The sequence below is a fragment of the Moorena sp. SIO3I8 genome, assembly GCF_010692325.1.
Lineage (GTDB): Bacteria > Cyanobacteriota > Cyanobacteriia > Cyanobacteriales > Coleofasciculaceae > Moorena.
Window position 1 is genome coordinate 151,369 of sequence record NZ_JAAHHW010000003.1, and the last position, 19,514, is coordinate 170,882.

At 44.5% G+C, this 19,514-nt stretch carries 16 protein-coding genes; 8 read left to right on the forward strand and 8 right to left on the reverse strand.

Annotated features, from left to right (window positions below):
- Nucleotides 1–156: 156 nt before the first annotated feature.
- The 3 genes from F6K51_RS02545 to F6K51_RS02555 are packed head-to-tail and all read right to left on the reverse strand — an operon-like array spanning nucleotide 157 to nucleotide 4,171.
- Nucleotides 157–1,554: an MlaD family protein gene (locus F6K51_RS02545; protein ID WP_293017812.1), complete on the reverse strand. Its 1,398-nt coding sequence runs from the start codon at nucleotides 1,552–1,554 to the stop codon at nucleotides 157–159.
- Nucleotides 1,555–1,599: 45 nt separating this feature from the next.
- The gene (gene bioD, locus F6K51_RS02550) at nucleotides 1,600–2,271 is read right to left on the reverse strand and encodes a dethiobiotin synthase (RefSeq protein ID WP_293017814.1); all 672 of its coding nucleotides are present in this window, start codon (nucleotides 2,269–2,271) and stop codon (nucleotides 1,600–1,602) included.
- 13 nt (nucleotides 2,272–2,284) lie between these two features.
- Nucleotides 2,285–4,171, reverse strand: a complete 1,887-nt coding sequence (locus F6K51_RS02555) for a serine/threonine-protein kinase (RefSeq protein ID WP_293017815.1) — start codon at nucleotides 4,169–4,171, stop codon at nucleotides 2,285–2,287.
- Nucleotides 4,172–4,857: 686 nt separating this feature from the next.
- Between F6K51_RS02555 and F6K51_RS02560 the strand changes: the two genes are divergently transcribed.
- Nucleotides 4,858–5,850, forward strand: coding sequence for a ribose-phosphate pyrophosphokinase (locus F6K51_RS02560; RefSeq protein ID WP_293017817.1), 993 nt, complete (start codon nucleotides 4,858–4,860; stop codon nucleotides 5,848–5,850).
- 139 nt (nucleotides 5,851–5,989) lie between these two features.
- Here F6K51_RS02560 and F6K51_RS02565 read toward each other — a convergent pair whose 3' ends face one another.
- Together F6K51_RS02565 and F6K51_RS02570 are read right to left on the reverse strand one after the other, a co-directional pair.
- A complete protein-coding gene (locus tag F6K51_RS02565; protein ID WP_293017819.1) occupies nucleotides 5,990–7,450 on the reverse strand; it encodes a DUF4335 domain-containing protein in 1,461 nt (486 codons plus the stop codon).
- 443 nt (nucleotides 7,451–7,893) lie between these two features.
- Nucleotides 7,894–8,499, reverse strand: a complete 606-nt coding sequence (locus tag F6K51_RS02570; RefSeq protein ID WP_293017821.1) for a DUF3038 domain-containing protein — start codon at nucleotides 8,497–8,499, stop codon at nucleotides 7,894–7,896.
- Between the two features lie 175 nt (nucleotides 8,500–8,674).
- On the opposite strand from F6K51_RS02570, the gene F6K51_RS02575 reads away from it, so the two are divergent.
- The 4 genes from F6K51_RS02575 (at nucleotide 8,675) to fusA (ending at nucleotide 13,353) form a co-directional block, all read left to right on the forward strand.
- The gene (locus tag F6K51_RS02575; protein ID WP_293017823.1) at nucleotides 8,675–9,193 is read left to right on the forward strand and encodes an adenine phosphoribosyltransferase; all 519 of its coding nucleotides are present in this window, start codon (nucleotides 8,675–8,677) and stop codon (nucleotides 9,191–9,193) included.
- A 173-nt stretch (nucleotides 9,194–9,366) separates the two neighbouring features.
- The gene (locus tag F6K51_RS02580) at nucleotides 9,367–10,431 is read left to right on the forward strand and encodes an ABC transporter permease (protein WP_293017825.1); all 1,065 of its coding nucleotides are present in this window, start codon (nucleotides 9,367–9,369) and stop codon (nucleotides 10,429–10,431) included.
- A gap of 222 nt (nucleotides 10,432–10,653) precedes the next feature.
- A complete protein-coding gene (locus F6K51_RS02585; RefSeq protein ID WP_293017827.1) occupies nucleotides 10,654–10,947 on the forward strand; it encodes a hypothetical protein in 294 nt (97 codons plus the stop codon).
- A gap of 318 nt (nucleotides 10,948–11,265) precedes the next feature.
- Nucleotides 11,266–13,353, forward strand: a complete 2,088-nt coding sequence (gene fusA, locus F6K51_RS02590; protein ID WP_293017829.1) for an elongation factor G — start codon at nucleotides 11,266–11,268, stop codon at nucleotides 13,351–13,353.
- A 65-nt stretch (nucleotides 13,354–13,418) separates the two neighbouring features.
- On the opposite strand, the gene F6K51_RS02595 is transcribed toward fusA, so the two are convergent.
- Both F6K51_RS02595 and panB read right to left on the reverse strand, forming a co-directional pair.
- Nucleotides 13,419–15,155 (reverse strand): glycoside hydrolase family 9 protein, encoded by a 1,737-nt coding sequence (locus F6K51_RS02595; RefSeq protein ID WP_293017831.1) that lies wholly within the window; start codon nucleotides 15,153–15,155, stop codon nucleotides 13,419–13,421.
- 30 nt (nucleotides 15,156–15,185) lie between these two features.
- The gene (gene panB, locus F6K51_RS02600; protein WP_293017833.1) at nucleotides 15,186–15,968 is read right to left on the reverse strand and encodes a 3-methyl-2-oxobutanoate hydroxymethyltransferase; all 783 of its coding nucleotides are present in this window, start codon (nucleotides 15,966–15,968) and stop codon (nucleotides 15,186–15,188) included.
- A gap of 241 nt (nucleotides 15,969–16,209) precedes the next feature.
- On the opposite strand from panB, the gene F6K51_RS02605 reads away from it, so the two are divergent.
- The 3 genes from F6K51_RS02605 (at nucleotide 16,210) to hpsU (ending at nucleotide 19,391) form a co-directional block, all read left to right on the forward strand.
- Complete coding sequence (locus F6K51_RS02605) at nucleotides 16,210–17,163, forward strand: glycosyltransferase family 2 protein (RefSeq protein ID WP_293017835.1); 954 nt, start codon at nucleotides 16,210–16,212, stop codon at nucleotides 17,161–17,163.
- A 268-nt stretch (nucleotides 17,164–17,431) separates the two neighbouring features.
- Nucleotides 17,432–18,385 (forward strand): glycosyltransferase family 2 protein, encoded by a 954-nt coding sequence (locus F6K51_RS02610; RefSeq protein WP_293017837.1) that lies wholly within the window; start codon nucleotides 17,432–17,434, stop codon nucleotides 18,383–18,385.
- A gap of 397 nt (nucleotides 18,386–18,782) precedes the next feature.
- Nucleotides 18,783–19,391 carry a hormogonium polysaccharide biosynthesis acetyltransferase HpsU gene (gene hpsU, locus F6K51_RS02615; RefSeq protein ID WP_293017839.1) on the forward strand — a complete coding sequence of 203 codons (609 nt, stop codon included), beginning with the start codon at nucleotides 18,783–18,785 and terminating at the stop codon, nucleotides 19,389–19,391.
- On the opposite strand, the gene F6K51_RS02620 is transcribed toward hpsU, so the two are convergent.
- Nucleotides 19,352–19,513, reverse strand: a complete 162-nt coding sequence (locus F6K51_RS02620; RefSeq protein ID WP_293017841.1) for a hypothetical protein — start codon at nucleotides 19,511–19,513, stop codon at nucleotides 19,352–19,354. The two genes, hpsU and F6K51_RS02620, sit on opposite strands and share 40 nt — an antisense overlap.
- Between the last annotated feature and the right edge of the window lies 1 nt (nucleotide 19,514).

Below are 19,514 nucleotides of genomic sequence, written 5' to 3' on the forward strand. Positions count from 1 at the left end.
CCCCCACTCGCGCTTTGCATCAAGACAGAAAAATTAGGCTCTTCAACTAACAAAATTTACTGAATACGGCCTCTTACCACTGTTCCCTGCTCCCAGCTCCGAACGCGCCCCGCGTGGCCCACGGCCTCAGTCCCTGCTCCCTTTACTAGATTAATTTCATTTAACCGATTTCCTAGGGGCTGGGGGTAAAAGCTTAAACATCTGTTTTTCTTGATTCGGTTTAACGTTCTGATCAGCGGGAGCTATTGGATCGATCTTAGGTAGATCGATCTTAGAGGGAGACTTAGGGATGGGAACGGTTTTAGCCAGCTCATTAGACGAAGCTGTGTCTATAGCAGTATTCAGAGCTTCCAGTTGTTGAGATATCAAAGCCTGCTGTTGCAGCTGCTCGGTAGAAGACACTAAGCCGCTGAGTCCATTAACTAAATCCTTGACATTGCGGCGAAACGCTGGATCCCCAGTCAGATCATCTAGGTCAGCGGTAATCTTTTGAGCATTTTCAAAGGTAACTCGTGCTGAGTCTAGGGTTTGTTGCAATACTAGTAAATTAGTGGGACTGTTGAGAGTATTGGAAACATTACGTAAGTTAGCAGAAGCTTGGGCAGCATTAGCTGATAGGTTTTCTAAGTTCCGCAGCATTTGTGACACATCCGTTTGATAAACCGCTGAGTTAACCCGATTCGCGGTAACGGTTAAGTTGCTGGTCAGTACACGCAGATCTTGACTGGCTTGAGAGATGCTATCCAAGGTGGTGACCAAATTTCCCCGATTGCTTACCAATAGTTGATTGGCAGAGGTAATCAGTTGATTGAGTTCCCTTGCCGTTTGGCTGTATTGCTGGGAGGTACTAGAAATGCTACTGGTTGCCAACCCGATTAGACTAGATGTTTGATTGGCCGCACTGGTCACAGCATTCGTTGCGTTGGACAAGCCTGCTACCTCTTGCCGCACGATGCGGGACAACTGGGTCATCTCTTTGCTAAGTTCTGAGACGTCTCTGGCGGCATTGGAGGCATTTTCCGCAAGACTATTGATTTTGTCAAAAAACGCTGGATCAGCATAGAGTTCAGCAATGCGATTTCCGTTCCGTAGGAGGTCAGCAAAGGTGGAACCCACATCACCATTAATCTGATCTTCTTCACAAATAACTAGGGAAGAATTGCATTGTGCTCCGAAGGGTGTAAGACTTTGAGCAGTTGCAGGTAATTGTCCTAGAGGCATGATATCAACATTGGTAGCACCAATTAAACCCGATTGATTAGCTTCAACCTGGACTTTGCGGGGGATTAACAATCCAGGGTCATCAATTTCAACGGTGACATTGACCCCATTAGTACCGGGTTCAATCTTAGTGATTCTCCCAACTTGGACACCGCGATAGCTGACCGATGCCCCCACTTGCATCCCAGCAGCGTTCCCAAAATTGACAATGAATTTATAGCTCTTTCGACCTAAGCTAATCCCACTAATCCATACAACAAGTCCACCGAAAACAGCAAGTCCTGCTACTATTAATAAGCCAACGGAGCCTTCTCGAATCGTCCGCGATCGCATAGTTTAACCTTTTTTAGCCTTTCCCCTCACATTTACCATCATGCCTCACCAACCACTGACATCCAAACTGGAACCGACTTGAGCAAGTTTCGAGTAGTCCATTGGGTCAGATAGATGAGGTAAAATCCCCAAAACCTTAACATTGGTTAGAGTCTCGATTAAGCTAATCGGAGCCAACTGATTAATTTCTTCGGAGGTACGAGGTTGGACGCAATTGAGGACAATGCCTTTGATGTCAACTCGTGATGAGCGTGCCAGGGCAACATTAGCAACCACTTGTGCGATCGCTCCTAATTCTATCGGCGCAACCAATACACAAGGCAATCGCCAATCCCTTGCCAAATCTGCCACAATCAGTTCATGAGTCACCGGTGAACCTAGTCCTCCCAAAGCTTCCACCAACACCACATCCCGCTGACTGCGCAGACTAACGAAGCCTTGCCAGACCTTTTCGAGGTCAACCTGTCGTCCTTCTAGATCTGCGGCAACTGGTGGTGCTGCAGGGGTTTTAAACTCCACGGGTGTGATCTCCTCCAGGGTTTGAGCCAAGTCAAATAGTTGGTGGTAAATTTCGCGATCGCCAATTCCCGTTTGAATCGGTTTGAATATCCCCAGACTCTCTTGAGGACGGTAAGTCTGCCAATAAGCAGCGATCACACAAGTCAAAACCGTTTTGCCGATGCCTGTATTGGTGCCAGTAATTAGTAATACGTTCAAGATTGACTCACTCTCAGTCCGTAAGGCTAATATCTACAGCAAAGTTTCTTTCCTGTTGAGCAATTACATCTACTATATACTCACCAGAACTAGGCAGCTGACCTTGCCACTTTTGCACCCCTGAAGCCTTTTCCACTAACTTGCCATTGGGATAGCGGATAGTTAAAGCCACATCACTTTCAATCACCTCTAGCTTCAATTGCTGACCCTGTTTAGCCTTCACCAAGTAGCGCTGAATCTTTTGGGGGCTAGTGCGACCCAGTAGCCGCAAAGGCTTGTTTTTCTCCAACAAATTGACCAGTTTTATCTTATACTCAGCAGTCGGTTTGGATTTTGGTTTCGGCTTCGGTGCTTCTGTTAACCTTAATCGTAGCTGATAATCGCTATCCGGTAGACCCTTAACTGGACTCAGTTGAATCGTGTAGTTGCCAGTGAAAAGAAATTTACCTTCCCATTGCCGCACCCGCTTAGCTCGATTGTCCACTGGTTTTCCGTCCGGGCCAAGCACTGTCATCAAGACCCCTTCGTCACTGAGATCTGCCTTCAGGGTTTGGTCTTGTTTACCCTGGATAATGTAGTTAATAGTGTGATTAGCCTTTAAATTGCTGGATTTAGAAAGGGTTTTACCTGCAGAAAGCTCTAGAAGCTGACTGTAGATTTGAGGCTTACTCGGGGTGGGACTAGGGCTAGGGCTAGGGCTAGGACTAGGACTAGGACTCACTGACACCTTAGGACTAGGGGATTTCCCAGTGTCCTGCTGATTAACATTGCTCACCCATACCCAAGAGCCTATTCCTGCCAGCGCTGCTAGTCCTGTAGCTATCCCAAGCAACGGCCAAGGACTATTCCAGATAGAGTTACCCGTGGCTTGAGACATCACCGGGTAACTCGGTTCTGCAGCTCTGGCCTCCCTGGGTGTCCCACCTTCAGCTGATGCCACCGTTGTGCCGGGTATTGGCTTGGGCTTTGGCAGTTGGGGAGTTAACCCAGAAGCTTGAAAGGCATACAAGACTTCCCTAGCGGATTGGTAGCGATCGCTTGGTTGATAACTAAGCATCCGATTTAATATCTCAGCTAACTCATCGCTAACCCTAGCCCAGGGACGCCAGTTCCAAGTCAGATTAGTATTATCCACCAGTTCTCCTGGTTCTTTCCCAGTTAGTAGCACTATCGCAGTCACTGCTAGGGAATAGAGGTCACTACTCGGATACACCTGACCTGTCTGAATTTGCTCCCTGGGAGCGTAGCCGCTTTTGCCAATACTAGTTGTTGGTGTGGGAGTATCGGGCAATTGAAGACGAGTTGCCAGTTCCTGTACCACACCCAAATTAATCAAAACGGGTATACTGTCCGTCTCCCGCATGATAATGTTATCGGGTGTGATATCTCGGTGAATAATCCCTTGGCTGTGGATGTAGTCCAAAACTGGCAAAGATTGCTGCAATAGCTGACGCACTTCCGTTTCTGATAAGACTCCCAAGTTGGTCGGGCTAGCAGCTATTGGGGGTGATTGGACTTCCCCATCCAGATTAGAAGATAGAGGTTGGCTTTGATTCTGAAGGGCTTTGCGTTGTTCTAGTAGGTCACCATAGGTTTTTCCCTCTACGTAGTCTCGCACCAGAAACAGTCGTCCGTCCTCTTCAAAGGTAGCTCTGAACTGAGGAATTTGCGGGTGTTCAATTTTATACAGGATACCTGCTTCTTGTTGAAACAGTTGCCTTGACTTATCTAGATTATTAGTTTCTGTCTGAGGGGGAATAAATTCTTTGAGGACACAAGGTTCATTGAAACGCCCTTGATCCTCTACCAGGTAAGTCCGATTGAATTCCCCTTGGTCAAGGACACGGAGCAGATGGTAGCGATTTTGCAGAATAGTTCCAGAGGCAATCGGTGGTTCCATCGGTGGTAGATCAGTTGTTACGCACAATGAGGCAGGAGGAGTATTCTTGAAGTTTAGACTTATTTCGGTTGCTTTGGAACTTCACCGGTGGATTCCAACTGTTCTGTTGAGCCACAGAGTTGAGCCACAGATAAGTTGATCACCATATACATCAGGGCTTACCCAAAACTGGACTCAAAACACCCTTATGGTGTAGGATCCGGAACCAGACCCTACAAGTATAGTTATTGCGTAAATCCTGTAGGGAATAGGGAATAGGAAATCAGGAATAGGGAATAGGAAATAGGGAATAGGGAAAAAATACTGTGTACCTAATGAATATGAGAACCGCTATATATGTTGTTCGGGTTTCTTAGAACATCACTACCTGTTCATTGCTATCTTATTGTGGTGTTGAATTATCTCAAATAACTACCTTACTTGACTAGATGTACAGTTGTTCGAATTAAGTACAATAGTTAATTTTCAGATTTGAGTAAGAAACTTAAAAAACCTGCTTGAGTTATCAGGTTCCTGTGATGGCAATACACTATATATAGTGTCTTTATTCAACACCTCTGTTAGGTCAACGCTATAAAAATTAATAAAATATTAATCAAATTTAAATAAATAATTATAAAAATTATTATAAAAGGGATATTCCTAGAATGTTAAGATCGCGTTGAAATAAGCTTCGAGGGTTTGCTGTGAGCAGTTCAGTTACTTTAGAGCTTCAACCTATTCTGCCCCAGATAGCCGATAACAATCGTTTAAGACTATTTTCTGGTTCGGCAAATGTTTCCCTTTCTCAGGAAGTGGCACGCTATCTAGGACTCGACTTGGGACCGATGGTACGGAAACGATTTGCTGATGGGGAGCTCTATGTCCAAATTCAAGAATCCATCAGGGGGTGTGATGTTTACCTGATTCAACCGACTTGCTATCCGGTGAATGATTACCTGATGGAGTTACTGATTATGATCGATGCTTGCCGTCGAGCCTCAGCGCGGCAAGTTACTGCTGTGATTCCTTACTATGGTTATGCTCGAGCAGACCGTAAAACCGCTGGCCGTGAGTCCATTACAGCGAAACTGGTGGCTAACCTGATTACTGGAGCTGGTGCTAATCGGATTTTGGCAATGGATTTGCACTCCGCTCAAATTCAAGGTTATTTCGATATTCCCTGTGACCATGTCTACGGTTCACCAGTATTGCTACAATATCTGGCTTCTAAAGACCTAACCGATCTGGTAGTAGTTTCCCCCGACGTTGGTGGTGTGGCTAGAGCCAGAGCGTTTGCTAAAAAGCTATATGATGCTCCTCTTGCGATTATCGACAAGCGCAGGCAAGCTCACAATATCGCTCAAGTCATGAATGTGATTGGGGATGTCAAGGGTAAAACTGCGGTGTTAGTCGATGATATGATTGACACCGCTGGCACGATTTGTGAAGCTGCCAAAGTACTGCGTCAAGAGGGGGCTCGCCAAGTCTATGCTTGTGCAACCCATGCCGTGTTTTCCCCACCAGCTGTAGAGCGCCTCTCTAGTGGGGTGTTTGAAGAAGTAATTGTTACCAATACTATTCCACTACCGGACGCCAAACGGTTTCCACAGCTGACAGTGCTTTCAGTGGCTAACTTATTGGGTGAAACCATCTGGCGTATTCATGAAGACTCTTCTGTCAGCAGTATGTTTCGTTAAAAATCCCCCCTGGAGCAGGGGGGATTTTAATTTTAAACAGTTGTGTTGAGTGTTAAGTGTTGACTCGAAACAAGCAATGGTTAACGGTCAACCAAGAACGCAACTGGGTATCAGCCAAAATTCCATTTTCCACAGTAAATTATTCGTTGCTCCTGTAGGGACTAACATCTAACTCACCATTAGTCTTAAACACTACTCGGAAATGACCAAGGGGCTTCTGGGGTACTAACCCAGTCCCTTCGCCACCAATTCCAGCTGCTGCTGGCTTGATTAGGCGTTCTAGAGGAGTTTCTTGGGAGTAATCCCAAGACTCTTTATCAATTGCTTCATAATCAGCAATGATAGCCTCTTCAGTCACACCTACCCGATAAGTTAAATCTTGAGGATAGCTAGAGGTTTTATTCCAACTGTCACGAATTGTCTGAGACACTTTGTCTTTCAAATCATTAATGACAGCGATGTCAGTGATTTCTGGACCTAGGGTAATCTTACCAAGATAACCATCCCAAGGACTGATTTCCAGTATCCCTTCGTCTTCCCCTTGTTTAAATAACACCTGGAACTGAGCAATAGGTTCTTGGGTAGCAATATTGTCTGAAGTTTTGGTGTATAGCAACTCAGGCAGGGGGGTTTGCTCTGACCCATCCAAGGGTGTGCCATTAACAGGTTTGTAGCCTAAAATCGCGCCATCTCTGCCAACACTAACCTGGTATTTTAAATTCCCAGCAAACTGTTTCCGGTTCCCCCAAGCTCGAAAAATTCGCTTTTGCAAGCTTCTTTGTATATAGCGCAACTCTGTGGGATCAGTAATTTCTGGTGCAGTTGTCAGGACTTTTTCTAGCTCCTCAATCGAGAGTGGTGTTCCCTTTGGTGTTGGTGTTGGTGTTGCCTGAGGGTCACTCTCCCCAGTTGGGGTAGTGGTTTCATTGGCATTTTCCCGTGTTAGGGAAGGTTCGGGTTCCCGTACTTCTGGAATCGGTACAAAGAAAAATGCGATCGCAGCTAGAGCCAAACTTGCCATTCCCAGTGCAGCGGGGGCAGTACGCTCGGTTACTGGTTTTTCAGCTTGGCGATAGTGCTTAGAAACAGGCTGTAACGAAACACTAATATCTGGTAGGGTTCGTCCATCAGCCAAAAACTGGTCAATCGCCTCCACCAAGTCAAACAACTGCACTGTGTTCAAATCTACATGGAGAGGTTTGCCTGAGTTAGTCATTGATCCTGACTCAGGAGTATCTAGCAGTGTCAGTCGATGCAATTTCTTGTCCTCGACTTTCTGCAGATGCACCTTAGCTGGTTTCTCAGCATGGGGTTGGGGGTGAGGCACTTTAGACAAAAATTCCTGAGCATAGCGGCTTACACTATGTACCAAGTCCTCAAAAAAATCCCGGCCACCACTTAGGGGTTGGTTCATAGCCCCTAAATGGCATTCCGCATTAGTTAGAGTTGTCAGCAATGGTCGGGCATCTGGCTGTAACCCATCCCCTTTGGTACTATTACTCCAACCCTCCAGGATTAGGGTACAGTTGGGAAGACTGTACTGGCGTCGAATTGTCATCGGCTGTTCCTGCTGAAAAATCCCTATGAATGCTTCCCCCACCTGCGTTCTCGTGGTGTGGGTATCCGTCTTGATTACAAGGGTTTATCCCTCGCGACAGGCGGCATCCTCGCCGAACATCCAGGACTTTTGCTGGACTGTTCCCCCAAGTCGTTTCCGCTATGGGGCTTATTCAATGAAGCTTTTACCTGAGAGTCTGACGTTTATGAACCGACTACAAAGGATTTATAGGTTAATTTTCCCAATCGTAGAGAGGTCGTGCCTCAGGGTTGCTCAGAATCTCGTCTGTCCTTCGCCGTACCGCTCAAGATGATGTCATTATATCATATTTTTGCGCTCCTAACCCCCACCTGAAGGAAGTGGGGGAATGGGTCGCTCATTTTTGTTCAACCTCTTAGAATAGCATTGAGGGTAATGGATAATTGGTAATGGTTAATTAATCTGGCTATACTTGATGGCATGGCGATAATCAGCAACGGCAACATTCAAGACAATTCCCCATCAAACAAACTAGTCCATAATCTTTGTCTTCCAGAAGTGCCTGTACAGAACAGAAGCTGACTCAATAGAGAAATTGCCAGTTCATTCAACTTTTCTTGAGAGTTATAGGCAGCAACTTTAGAGCGACGGGGGTTCATCCGGCTGCGAAAATGAGCCTGGAACCTTTCCAAATACTTATATAGGCGAAAATGTTGTTCTAGAGGCACCTGCTTTTCCAGCAGTTGTTGATAAGCGGTCAACAACTGCCTAATCAGAACAGTCATTCGGCGTGCCATATGACTAGCAATCACCACTAGAGCCTTAGCTTCTTCTGGAGTTAAAGGACGTCGTGTGTAAGAGCGCCGCCAGGGATTGGTAGAGCGCATACGCCACAGGACAACACGATTTTTAATAATGTCCTGAAGTTCCAGCTCTCTAGCCGCCAATAGCATCGCCTCAGAACCTCCCAGTTCCAGAGCTTCAATGGCTAGTAAAATTAGGTCAATATGCAACCGAGTTCGTGGTGGACAGCCCTGAGCTGGAATCCTGAAATCAGGTAGGCTATCTAAAATTATTGGCTTTGACTGGGAAGCAGGACTATTGGTCAGCATTACGGTCCGTCGAAAGATTCACTCTAATAGCGCTTATCCTACAGCGAAAACCTTTTGAATAGATTTGTTCCAAGGAATCACACAAGGTTCAGCTTTCTAGTGTACGCTTTTACAGAAAGGGAATGGCAAGCTATAGTTTGATTCAAACCCGATTGATAACTAACTTCACCTACCGATGGATTTAAAATCTCTGATTCGCGATATCCCTGACTTTCCCAAACCAGGGATTGTATTTCGGGATATCACTACCCTCCTGAGAAATCCAGAAGGACTGCGCTACACTATCGATACCTTAGCTCAAAAATTTCAGGAAGCAGGAGTAAGGGCTGATTATGTCGTGGGTATGGAGTCTCGTGGTTTTATATTTGGACCACCTATAGCTTACCAACTCGGGGCTGGGTTTGTCCCAGTGCGCAAACCGGGTAAGCTACCAGCACCGGTATACTCGGCTGAGTATGACCTAGAATACGGCACAGACAAGTTGGAAGTCCATCAAGATGCTTTCACACCTAACTCCCAGGTTGTGATTATTGATGATTTAATAGCTACTGGAGGAACGGCAGCAGCTACAGTCAAGCTGGTAGAACAAGCAGGCGGTCAAGTGGTAGGTCTTGGCTTTATCATCGAATTACGGGCTTTAGGTGGACGTCAGCAACTGCCTGATGTACCCCTGATCACCCTGGTTGACTATTAGTTAACCATTATACTTAACCATTACTTATTAGTCATTGCTCAAAAGATAAGTTGATAAGAATTAAGAATTAAGAATTAAGAATTAAGAATTAAGAATTAAGAATTAAGAATTAAGAATTAAGAATTAAAGGACTTTAAAGCAATGACGAATGACTAACAACTAACGACTATTATATGACTTCTTCTACTAGAGATTCTAGCATTATCAATCGGTTTGATGGGGCTTGGCATAGACTAAAACTTCTGGTCACGAGTGAGACCTTTCTGTACGTGGTCAAGCGACTGTTGCAGGGTCTTTTGACCTTGCTGTTGGCATCTGCTCTAAGTTTTGTCATTATTCAGATTGCACCAGGAGATTTTCTGGATACTCTCAGGCAAAATCCCAAAATTTCCCCAGAACGAATCGAGGAACTCAAGGAGCAATTTGGTTTAGATCAGCCAGCGATTGTTCAGTATTGGCGTTGGCTAGTACGAGTTGTGACCAAATTTGACTTTGGTACCAGTTTCGCTTACTTCCGTCCTGTGTCATCTCTGTTATTGGAGCGGATACCAGCCACCTTACGCTTAGCAGTAGCCTCAATCTTTATTACTTGGACGATCGCAATTCCTCTCGGTATCCTGGCTGCTGTTAATCAGAATCGAACCACTGACCGATTCCTACAAGTCATTAGCTACACAGGTCAGGGTTTCCCTAGCCTAATCACTGCTCTGTTGCTGCTCATACTCGCCCAGAATCTTTCCCCCTTATTTCCTGTCGGTAGTATGACCAGTATCAATCATGATGATTTATCAGCCATTGGAAAGGTTTTGGATATTGGCTGGCATATGATTTTGCCAACTATTGCTCTATCCATTACTAGTTTTGCAGGTCTACAGCGAATTACTAGGGGTGAATTGCTGGATGTGCTACGGCAAGACTATATTCAGACCGCTCGTGCTAAGGGACTGCCAGAAAATCGAGTTATCTATGTCCATGCCTTGCGCAATGCTATCAATCCTCTGATTACCATCCTTGGCTTTGAGTTTGCGTCTCTACTCAGTGGCTCATTTATTGCTGAATTTTTCTTCAACTGGCCAGGTTTAGGTCGTTTGATTTTACAGGCGGTAAATGCTCAAGACCTCTATCTGGTAATGGGAAGCTTGATGATGGCGGCTACAATGCTGATTTTGGGTAATTTGTTAGCAGACTTGCTTCTAAAAGTAGTTGATCCCCGCATTCGTCTGGAAGATTTGAAATAGAGAATGGCTAATAAAGTTTGAAGTTGAAAGGATTAAGGATGAACTCTTTGTTGCTTTGTCCGAAGTTACCTTTTTAGGTCAATTTTTGTTGACAACCAAAATAGAATAAAACCTTTGATAAAATTAGGAAAAAAAACTGAAACGATTGTCCATCCTGCCTTCTGCCTTCTGCCTTCTGCCTTCTGCCTTGCTGTAAGGACGTGCCTCAGGACTATTTTCAAGATGTTTACCCAAATTCATTATCTGATTCTTTCTAGAAGGAACGGTCGTTATCTGGTTGCCCAACCGAAAGCTGGTAGCCCAGAGGCTGGCGCTGGATATCTGTTGATGTTTCGCGAACACTTTGATGCCCTGAGTTATATCAATACCCACGGTGCTGATTTAGCTGACCAATTTTCTGTAGAGTCGGTTTCTGGGAGTCAGTTGAAGAATTTGCTGGAACGGTGGGGGTTTGTTGGTGTGGGTGTTGTTCAAGACCCATTGGTACCTCAAATTGAGTTTTTTTCTTACGGATAAGGGCTATTAGGTGACACAAGCAGACTATTCAAGTAGTCCCAAAAATAGCGATCGCATTTGCCCAAGCTCTCTGGCTTGACTGGGGATAATTCATAGCCCTAACCTCAAAGCAGCTGCTGAATCACCGATAGAGCAATATAACCGTCGTTCCGTGATTAATTTTTTTGAACAGGCAATGATTGGGAGGGCTGGTTATTCTCTGATTGATATTTCCTCTTGCTTGTTGATCACGACAACCATCACACCGCTGCTGGGCATATTGTTAATATGCATAGATTTTGTTTAAATTTTATTAAGGAGTAAATATAAGGAGTAACTATGAAAGACCTCACTGCTTATCGAAATATCGGTATCTTTGCTCACGTGGACGCAGGCAAGACAACTACAACAGAGAGGATACTAAAACTTACCGGGAAAATCCACAAAATTGGTGAGGTTCACGAAGGTGCAGCTACAACGGACTTTATGGAACAGGAACAAGAGCGCGGTATTACTATTCAGTCTGCCGCCACCAGTTGTTTCTGGAAAGACCACCAACTCAACATTATTGATACTCCAGGTCACGTAGACTTTACCATTGAGGTTTATCGTTCTCTGAAGGTTCTTGACGGTGGCGTTGGTGTTTTCTGTGGCTCAGGTGGTGTAGAACCCCAGTCAGAAACTAACTGGCGCTACGCCAATGATTCAAAAGTTGCTCGGATTATCTACGTAAACAAACTTGACCGTCTCGGGGCTGATTTCTACCGAGTGGTTAAGCAGGTAGAAGATGTCCTTGGTGCTAAGCCTCTGGTAATGGTACTGCCGATCGGAACTGAGAACGATTTTGTGGGTTTAGTGGATTTGCTAACCCGTAAGGCATGGGTATGGGATGAGTCTGGGGATCCCATGAACTATGAGATTCAAGATGTTCCCGCCGACATGGTTGATGATGTGGAAACCTACCGCGAGCAGTTAATTGAAATGGCTGTGGAGCAGGATGACGAGGTGATGGAACAGTATCTAGAAGGGGAAGAACCAGATATCGAAAGCCTTAAGCGTTGCATTCGCAAGGGAACTCGTGAGCTGGCTTTCTTCCCTACCTACTGCGGTTCATCCTTCAAGAATAAGGGAGTGCAGTTGGTACTTGATGCTGTAGTTGACTACCTGCCGAATCCAACTGAAGTCAAACCCCAGCCAGAAATCGATTTAGAAGGTAACGAAACCGGTACACTTGCCTATGTTGACCCAGAAAAACCTTTGCGTGCCTTGGCGTTTAAGATCATGGATGACCGCTTTGGTGCTCTGACCTTTACCCGTATTTACTCAGGAACCTTATCCAAGGGTGACACAGTACTTAATACCTTCACCGGTAAAACTGAGCGTATTGGTCGTTTGGTAGAAATGCATGCGGATTCCAGGGAAGAAATTAACTCTGCCCAGGCAGGTGATATTGTTGCCATCGTTGGGATGAAAAATGTCCAGACTGGGCATACCCTCTGTGACCCGAAAAATCCTGCTACTCTTGAGCCGATGGTCTTCCCAGACCCCGTGATTTCCATTGCGATCGCACCTAAGAAAAAAGGTTCGTCTGAGAAAATGGGCATTGCCCTAAGCAAGATGGTTCAGGAAGACCCATCTTTCCACGTTGAAACTGACCAGGAAAGTGGCGAAACGATCATTAAGGGCATGGGTGAGCTGCACCTAGACATTAAGGTTGATATCCTGAAACGGACTCATGGCGTTGAGGTGGAGGTAGGTAAGCCCCAGGTGGCATACCGTGAATCCATTACTAAGCGCATCGAAGACAGCTATACCCACAAGAAGCAGTCTGGTGGTTCTGGTCAATATGGTAAAATCGATTACGTTATTGAACCTGGTGAAACCGGTACTGGCTTCCAGTTTGAGTCCAAGGTCACTGGTGGTAATGTCCCCAGAGAATTTTGGCCTGCTGTGCAAAAGGGCTTTGAAAGCAGTATTCAAAAGGGTCTGTTGGCTGGATTCCCTTGTGTGGACTTCAAGGTTACCTTGACTGATGGTGCTTACCACCCCGTAGACTCATCGGCTATAGCCTTTGAAATTGCGGCCAGGGCTGCTTATCGGCAATCCTTTGGCAAGGCTTCACCTCAATTGTTAGAGCCAATTATGAAAGTGGATGTATTCACACCAGAAGATTACATGGGGGATGTAATTGGTGACCTCAATCGCCGCCGTGGGATGATTAAGTCTCAGGAGAAAACTCTTACTGGTGCTCGCATTAAGGCAGATGCACCCTTGAGTGAGATGTTTGGCTATATTGGTGACCTGCGTACTATGACATCCGGTCGTGGTCAGTTCTCAATGGAGTTCTCCCACTACGCCCCTTGCCCAAATAATGTGGCAGAAGAGGTGATTAAAGAAGTGAAGGAACGCGAGGAAGCCGCTAAATAATCTTTTGATTTAACCAGAGTTCCTGGCTGGTTTTGGACTGGCCAGGAACATCATGTTATCAATGATTAAGTCTGTGCCATCACCATGCCCATCAAGGCAATCACCGAAGCATTGTTATCAATAGCATATTCATTAGTAGCCCAAGACCGCTCATCATCCACATAACTCAACATTCCCAACCCTTTAGGCGCAATCCCATCCTGGGCATCAGTATTAGGACCCCCTACCATCAGACCAGGGATGACAATTTTTTTAGCTCGGGAAATCCGGTGATGAACATTACGCACCGAGTTGCTACCAACACCGGTAATAAAGCAAAGATTAAAATGATTCCGCCCCAGCAAATAATCTAACTGCTCAACAGCTGCCTTATAGTAGCCTCGATTCCCAGTGATGCGGTAGGCATAGAGTAGGGTAATTCCTTCTTCAGCTACCTTGTGATTAGATGCCCAATGGAATTTATCAATAGCTAAACGGTAGCCACTACGGTTAATCTTTTCCATCAGACTATCCGCCCTTCTCATCAGCCTAGCTGTGATTTCTAATTTCAGTTTGTCTGACCCCTTCCTTTGTTTCTGCACCAAATAGTTAACCATTGCTAGAGGAGAGGGATCTTTCCAACCAAACTCACCATAGTCGAAGGCGGTGATAGTTTTAGCTAAGTATTTCTCGTAGCTAGTCTTCCCTGTAGTAATATACAGTTCTACGGCTGCCCAGAAGCGGTCATCTTGATCTGTTTTTAAGGATTCTTGCTGATCCCACTCTCCAAAAAGATACTTACCTGAACCGGTGTCATCTCCTTCTTGCCAATCCACCTTCATAGATCGCTGTTTTCGGAGAAACCCCCAGGCTTTCTGTGCCGCTTGTAAGTAGGTTTGAGCCTGTTGCTTGTCAAAGGGAGTATAAACTCTAGCAGCCATTGCCATTACTGCTGCAAACTTGCCAGTCTCAGGTGTCGAAATCCCAAAAATGTACCGTGCTTGAGTATCTTGATTGGGTAGAATTTCCCCTGGCCAATTCTTTCCTGACAACTTGCGGTAGACAGCACCATCCTCCCGCTGCATCTTCAACAGCCAATCTAATCCTACTTTGACCTCATCGAGTAGATCAGGTCTACCATTGCCGCTTTCTGGTATAGTTAATTGGTTGTCCCTAAATAATTTAGGATATTGCTCGTACAAGTTTAACAACCGTCCGATGGTGACTGTCATTGGCGCAACATATTTAGCAAAATCCCCAGAATTATGCCAGCCACCTTGGGCAGATTTGAAGTCACCAGCTTTATGAAACTCATCGTTGTGGGCAATAATCCCATCTTTGAGATGGCAGGGGGGATGTTTTACTCCAGATACTGAATCATTTACAGCAACACCGCACCGTTGCAAATAGTATGACCGGAGTAGCTTTGTAAAGGTATCCTTATAGATTTGCTTACCAATGCCAAACGGATAAGACTGACTATAGCCGTATTTGAGGTAATAGCTACCTGATTTATCGAATTTAGTAAAATCAATAACTCTAATTTTATCATTACTGGCTTTATCGCTTACAGAATTTCCCAGGTTGGTCACAAAAACCGTTTTGTGAGTGATTAAATCAACCAGTTCAACCTGCTTCTTTTCCGAATTGGGGGCATTGATTAAGAAAGCCAACTTAGGCCCAGTTGGGTAATAGCCTATTTGATTGATAACAATTTTTCCTCTAGCTGCTGGATTATAGGGTTGAGCATTAAGCTTGGAAAAAAATCCATAAGCGATCGCACTAATCCAGCCAATAATAAAAAATCTTCTATCTATGTTCATCGTGAAGCTTTTACTTCAATGATATCTTGATTATTGGTCTTTTGGAAATTTTCCAGAACGAACCTCAGTACTAAACTCCTGCACGGCTTGGGTAATTACCTGGCGCAAATTAACATAAGACTTAGCAAAGGGTGGCTGGCGCTCGGAAAGTCCTAGTAAATCCGCTGTAACTAACACCTGCCCATCACAGTGGGGTCCGGCTCCAATGCCAATGGTGGAAATAGTTAATTTTTGTGTAATTGACCTTGCCAAATCGGGGGGAATATGCTCTAAAACGATAGCAAAGGCACCAGCTTGCTCCAATGCGATCGCATCCTGCAAAATCCGCTCCCCAGTTTCCGCTGTTTTTCCTTGTTGCCGTAAACCCAGTAGATGAATAGACTGCGGTGTTAAACCTACATGACCCATCACCGGAATTCCCACAGCGGTAAGTCTGGCCACAGTTTCAGCCATGGCAGGGTATCCTCCCTCCAACTTCACTGCCACTGCCCCAGTTTCCTTCAAAACTCGACCGGCAGAGTGGATTGCCTGCTGAGGACTTTCCTGATAACTCAAAAACGGCAAATCACAAACCACTAATGCCCGTTTAACACCGCGACACACCGCTTTGGCATGGTGAATCATGTCATCAAGGGTCACTGGCAGCGTTGTGGAGTAACCCAGCGTAACCATTGCTAGAGAATCCCCGACCATGATTATGTCTACTCCCGCTTCATCCAACAGCTGAGCGATCGCATAATCCGCAGCAGTCAGCACCACAATCTGGCGCTCCTGTTGTTTCCATTGATTCAACTGCTTGATAGTAACTGCCATAACCAATAAGAGTTTCAGTCAATCCAATTAATAATTCTGAAAGATGCTGATGAAAAAAACTAAACCGAACTATGGAAATCTTTGTAAAGAAGCTTGAACTACTGACTTCAGTGTAATGTCTCTGTGCAACTGATTTATAACCCATTAACACTATATGGGTTAATCATGGTAATAAAAAAGGTTGAACAATCCTGCTTGAGTAGGGAATACTAAGAATGAAGCTTCTTCGATCAGGTTCCCTATGTCAGAGCCTCTAATTTCTGCCATCATCTGCACCCACAATCGCGAACAATATTTGGGTGCCGCCATTGATAGCTTGCTACAGCAGGATTTTGCCGATTATGAAGTAATTGTGGTCGATAATGCCTCAAGCGATCGCACCCGTAACATAGTTGACCAACGCTTGGACAACTCTCGACTAAACTATGTTTATGAACCCGTACTTGGTTTATCCGTGGCTCGTAACACCGGGGCGGCCACTGCCCGTGCTGCTATTTTAGCTTATCTGGATGATGATGCGGTTGCCAGTGCCCGTTGGCTTAAGACAATTTACGAAGCTTATCAAAGCAACGAGAAACTAGCAATTGCTGGTGGTAAAGTTACCCTATTGTGGCCAGATGGCATTACCTCTCCCTCCTGGTTGTCACCAGACCTAGCCGGAAATTTGGGAGCTTATGACCTAGGCGAAACCGTAATTGAGATCCAAAATCCTGGTTTGACTCCCAGAGGTTTAAATTACTCGATCAGGCGGACTTTCCTGGATAAAATCGGTGGTTTTGATGTCAATTTAGGTCGTGTGGGGAAAAATTTGTTATCTAATGAAGAGTTACATATGACAGAATTAGCTCTCCAGGATGGTTGGCATGTTGCTTATCTACCTGATGCTCTAGTGGCTCACAATGTTGCCCCAGAACGAATCAATAAACGTTGGTTTTTGAATCGTGGTTGGTGGCAAGGTATTAGCGAGTGTTACCGGGAACAATTGGTTGGTCGTGCTGGTACTGCCCAATTGTTACGGGGAGGTGAACGAATGATGCGAGGAATCTACAAATCCTTGAAGCACTTCCGCAATCCAGCTCTGCGCTTTGATAATTTGGTTTATGCCTATGGTCAAATCGGTTATCTGAGTGCAGTAATTAAAGGAATGCTACAAAGGAGCAACTCCTCTGTATCCCACAACCAGTCCAGTAATTAATGAGACTGGATAAGAGGTAATCTTATATTATATAGCAATCCGTGTAGGAATTGAGAGAATGTTTGTTCCCTGTTCCCTACTCCCTGCTCCCTGCTCCCTGTTCCCTGTTCCCTGTTCCCTGTTCCCTTTGCTATAGCACAGATACTTTTGGTTGATTGTTGACTGTTCAATGTTTACTGATAAGCCTTAATTTTAGTTAAGGTTTGCTGTTAGTTATTATTGGCCAATAGACTTTTAATAAAACTTCCACAATTGCAGGTGTTTAATTATGAAATCCCCTAACACTAAACTTCCGGTATCAGTTATAATTCCAGCCAAAAATGAAGAGGCTAATTTACCAGCTTGTCTTGAGAGTGTTAATAGAGCAGATGAAGTTTTTGTTGTCGATTCCCAAAGCAGCGATCGCTCCATTGAAATTGTCGAAGAATACGGTGCCAACATAGTTCAATTCTATTTTGATGGGTTTTGGCCCAAAAAGAAAAACTGGAGCTTAGAAAATATTGAATTCCGTAATGAATGGGTATTAATTGTTGATTGTGACGAACGCATTACTCCAGAACTTTGGGATGAGATTGCTGTGGCAATCGAAAATCATGATTATAACGGCTACTATATCAATCGTAAAGTATTCTTCCTAGGACAATGGATTCGTTTTGGTGGCAAATATCCAGACTGGAATCTACGGTTGTTTAAACACGAAAAAGGTCGCTACGAAAACCTGAAAACGGAAGGAATTCCCAATACTGGAGACAACGAAGTGCATGAACACGTTGTCTTAGAAGGCAAAGCTGGCTATCTTCAAAATGATATGCTGCACATCGACTTTAAGGACATTTACCATTGGCTAGAACGGCACAATCGCTACTCTAATTGGGAAGCTCGTGTCTATCTGAATATACTAACAGGTAAAGATGACTCTGGCACCATCGGGGGAAATTTGTTTGGAGACGCAGTGCAGCGTAAGCGGTTTCTGAAAAAAATCTGGGTTCGACTACCGTTTAAACCAATACTGCGGTTTATTTTGTTTTACTTTATACAGCTGGGCTTTTTAGATGGAAAAGCTGGGTACATTTATGGACGCCTGTTGAGTCAGTATGAGTATCAAATTGGTGTCAAACTCTATGAGTTACAAAAGTTTAGCGGTAAGCTGAATGTAGAAAAAACTGAACCAGTACAGACACCAGTAACGCCAAAGCCATCAGTTGTCTCTACAAATACCTGAGACTCCATTTTGAATTAAGAATGTAGAATTAAGAATTAAGAATTCAGAATTAAGAATGTAGAATTGAGAATTAAGAATTGAGAATGTAGAATTGAGAATTGAGAATGTAGAATTAAGAATGTAGAATTGAGAATTATACATTCTGCATTCTAAGCACCTACACAGAATTAATTACCGAATCGCCATCTCTGTAACCTTTACATTGTAAGGCTTTGAGTTTTATGAAATGTGTAATTAATTTTGTGTACCTCCTTACATTCGGCCTTATAAATTCTGCCTGCCTTCTAAATTCTGGCTACCTTATAAATTCTGCCTGCCTTCTAAATTCTAAATTCTAAATTCTAAATTCTAAATTCTAAATTCTAAATTCTAAATTCTTCATTCTTAATTCTTCATTATGACTAATGACTTAAGTAAACTACCAGCGTTAGATTTAGAACCCTTAGTGGATTTACGCCAGTACGACCAATCTTGGTTTGACCGAGGACGTCCGGGCTGGTTCATCTTACTCTGGTGGTTAGTGCAAGCGATCGCATTTCCCTTAAGTCCTCATAACTTCAATGGCTTCCGCCGATGGCTGCTACAACTATTTGGAGCCAAGATTGGTACTAATGTCATCATTCGACCCACTGCTCGTTTTACTTACCCGTGGAAAGTAGAAGTTGGTGAGTACAGTTGGATTGGGGATGATGTGGTTTTCTACAGCTTGGATAGGATTCGCATTGGTAGTCATTGCGTGATTTCTCAAAAATGTTACCTCTGTACTGGTAGCCACGATATGAAAGACCCAGCCTTTGGTTTAATCACATCTGAGATTAATATTGGTAACGGAGCCTGGATTGCCGCCGATTGCTTTGTTGCTCCCGGTGTCCACATTGGAGCTAATGCCGTAATTGGTGCTCGCAGCACTGTTTTTAGTAATATCCCAGAGCAGCAAGTATGCTGGGGAATACCAGCACGTCCCCGCTATCGACGGGAAATCCAGGAAATAGGGAATAGGGAGTAGGGAGTAGGGAGTAGGGAGTAGGGAGTAGGGAGTAGGGAGTAGCTTACAAGGGTAGGTTTTTTACGGCGAGTAGGTACTTTAATTACGTATAAATTATCAAAAATATGTATTATATTATACAAT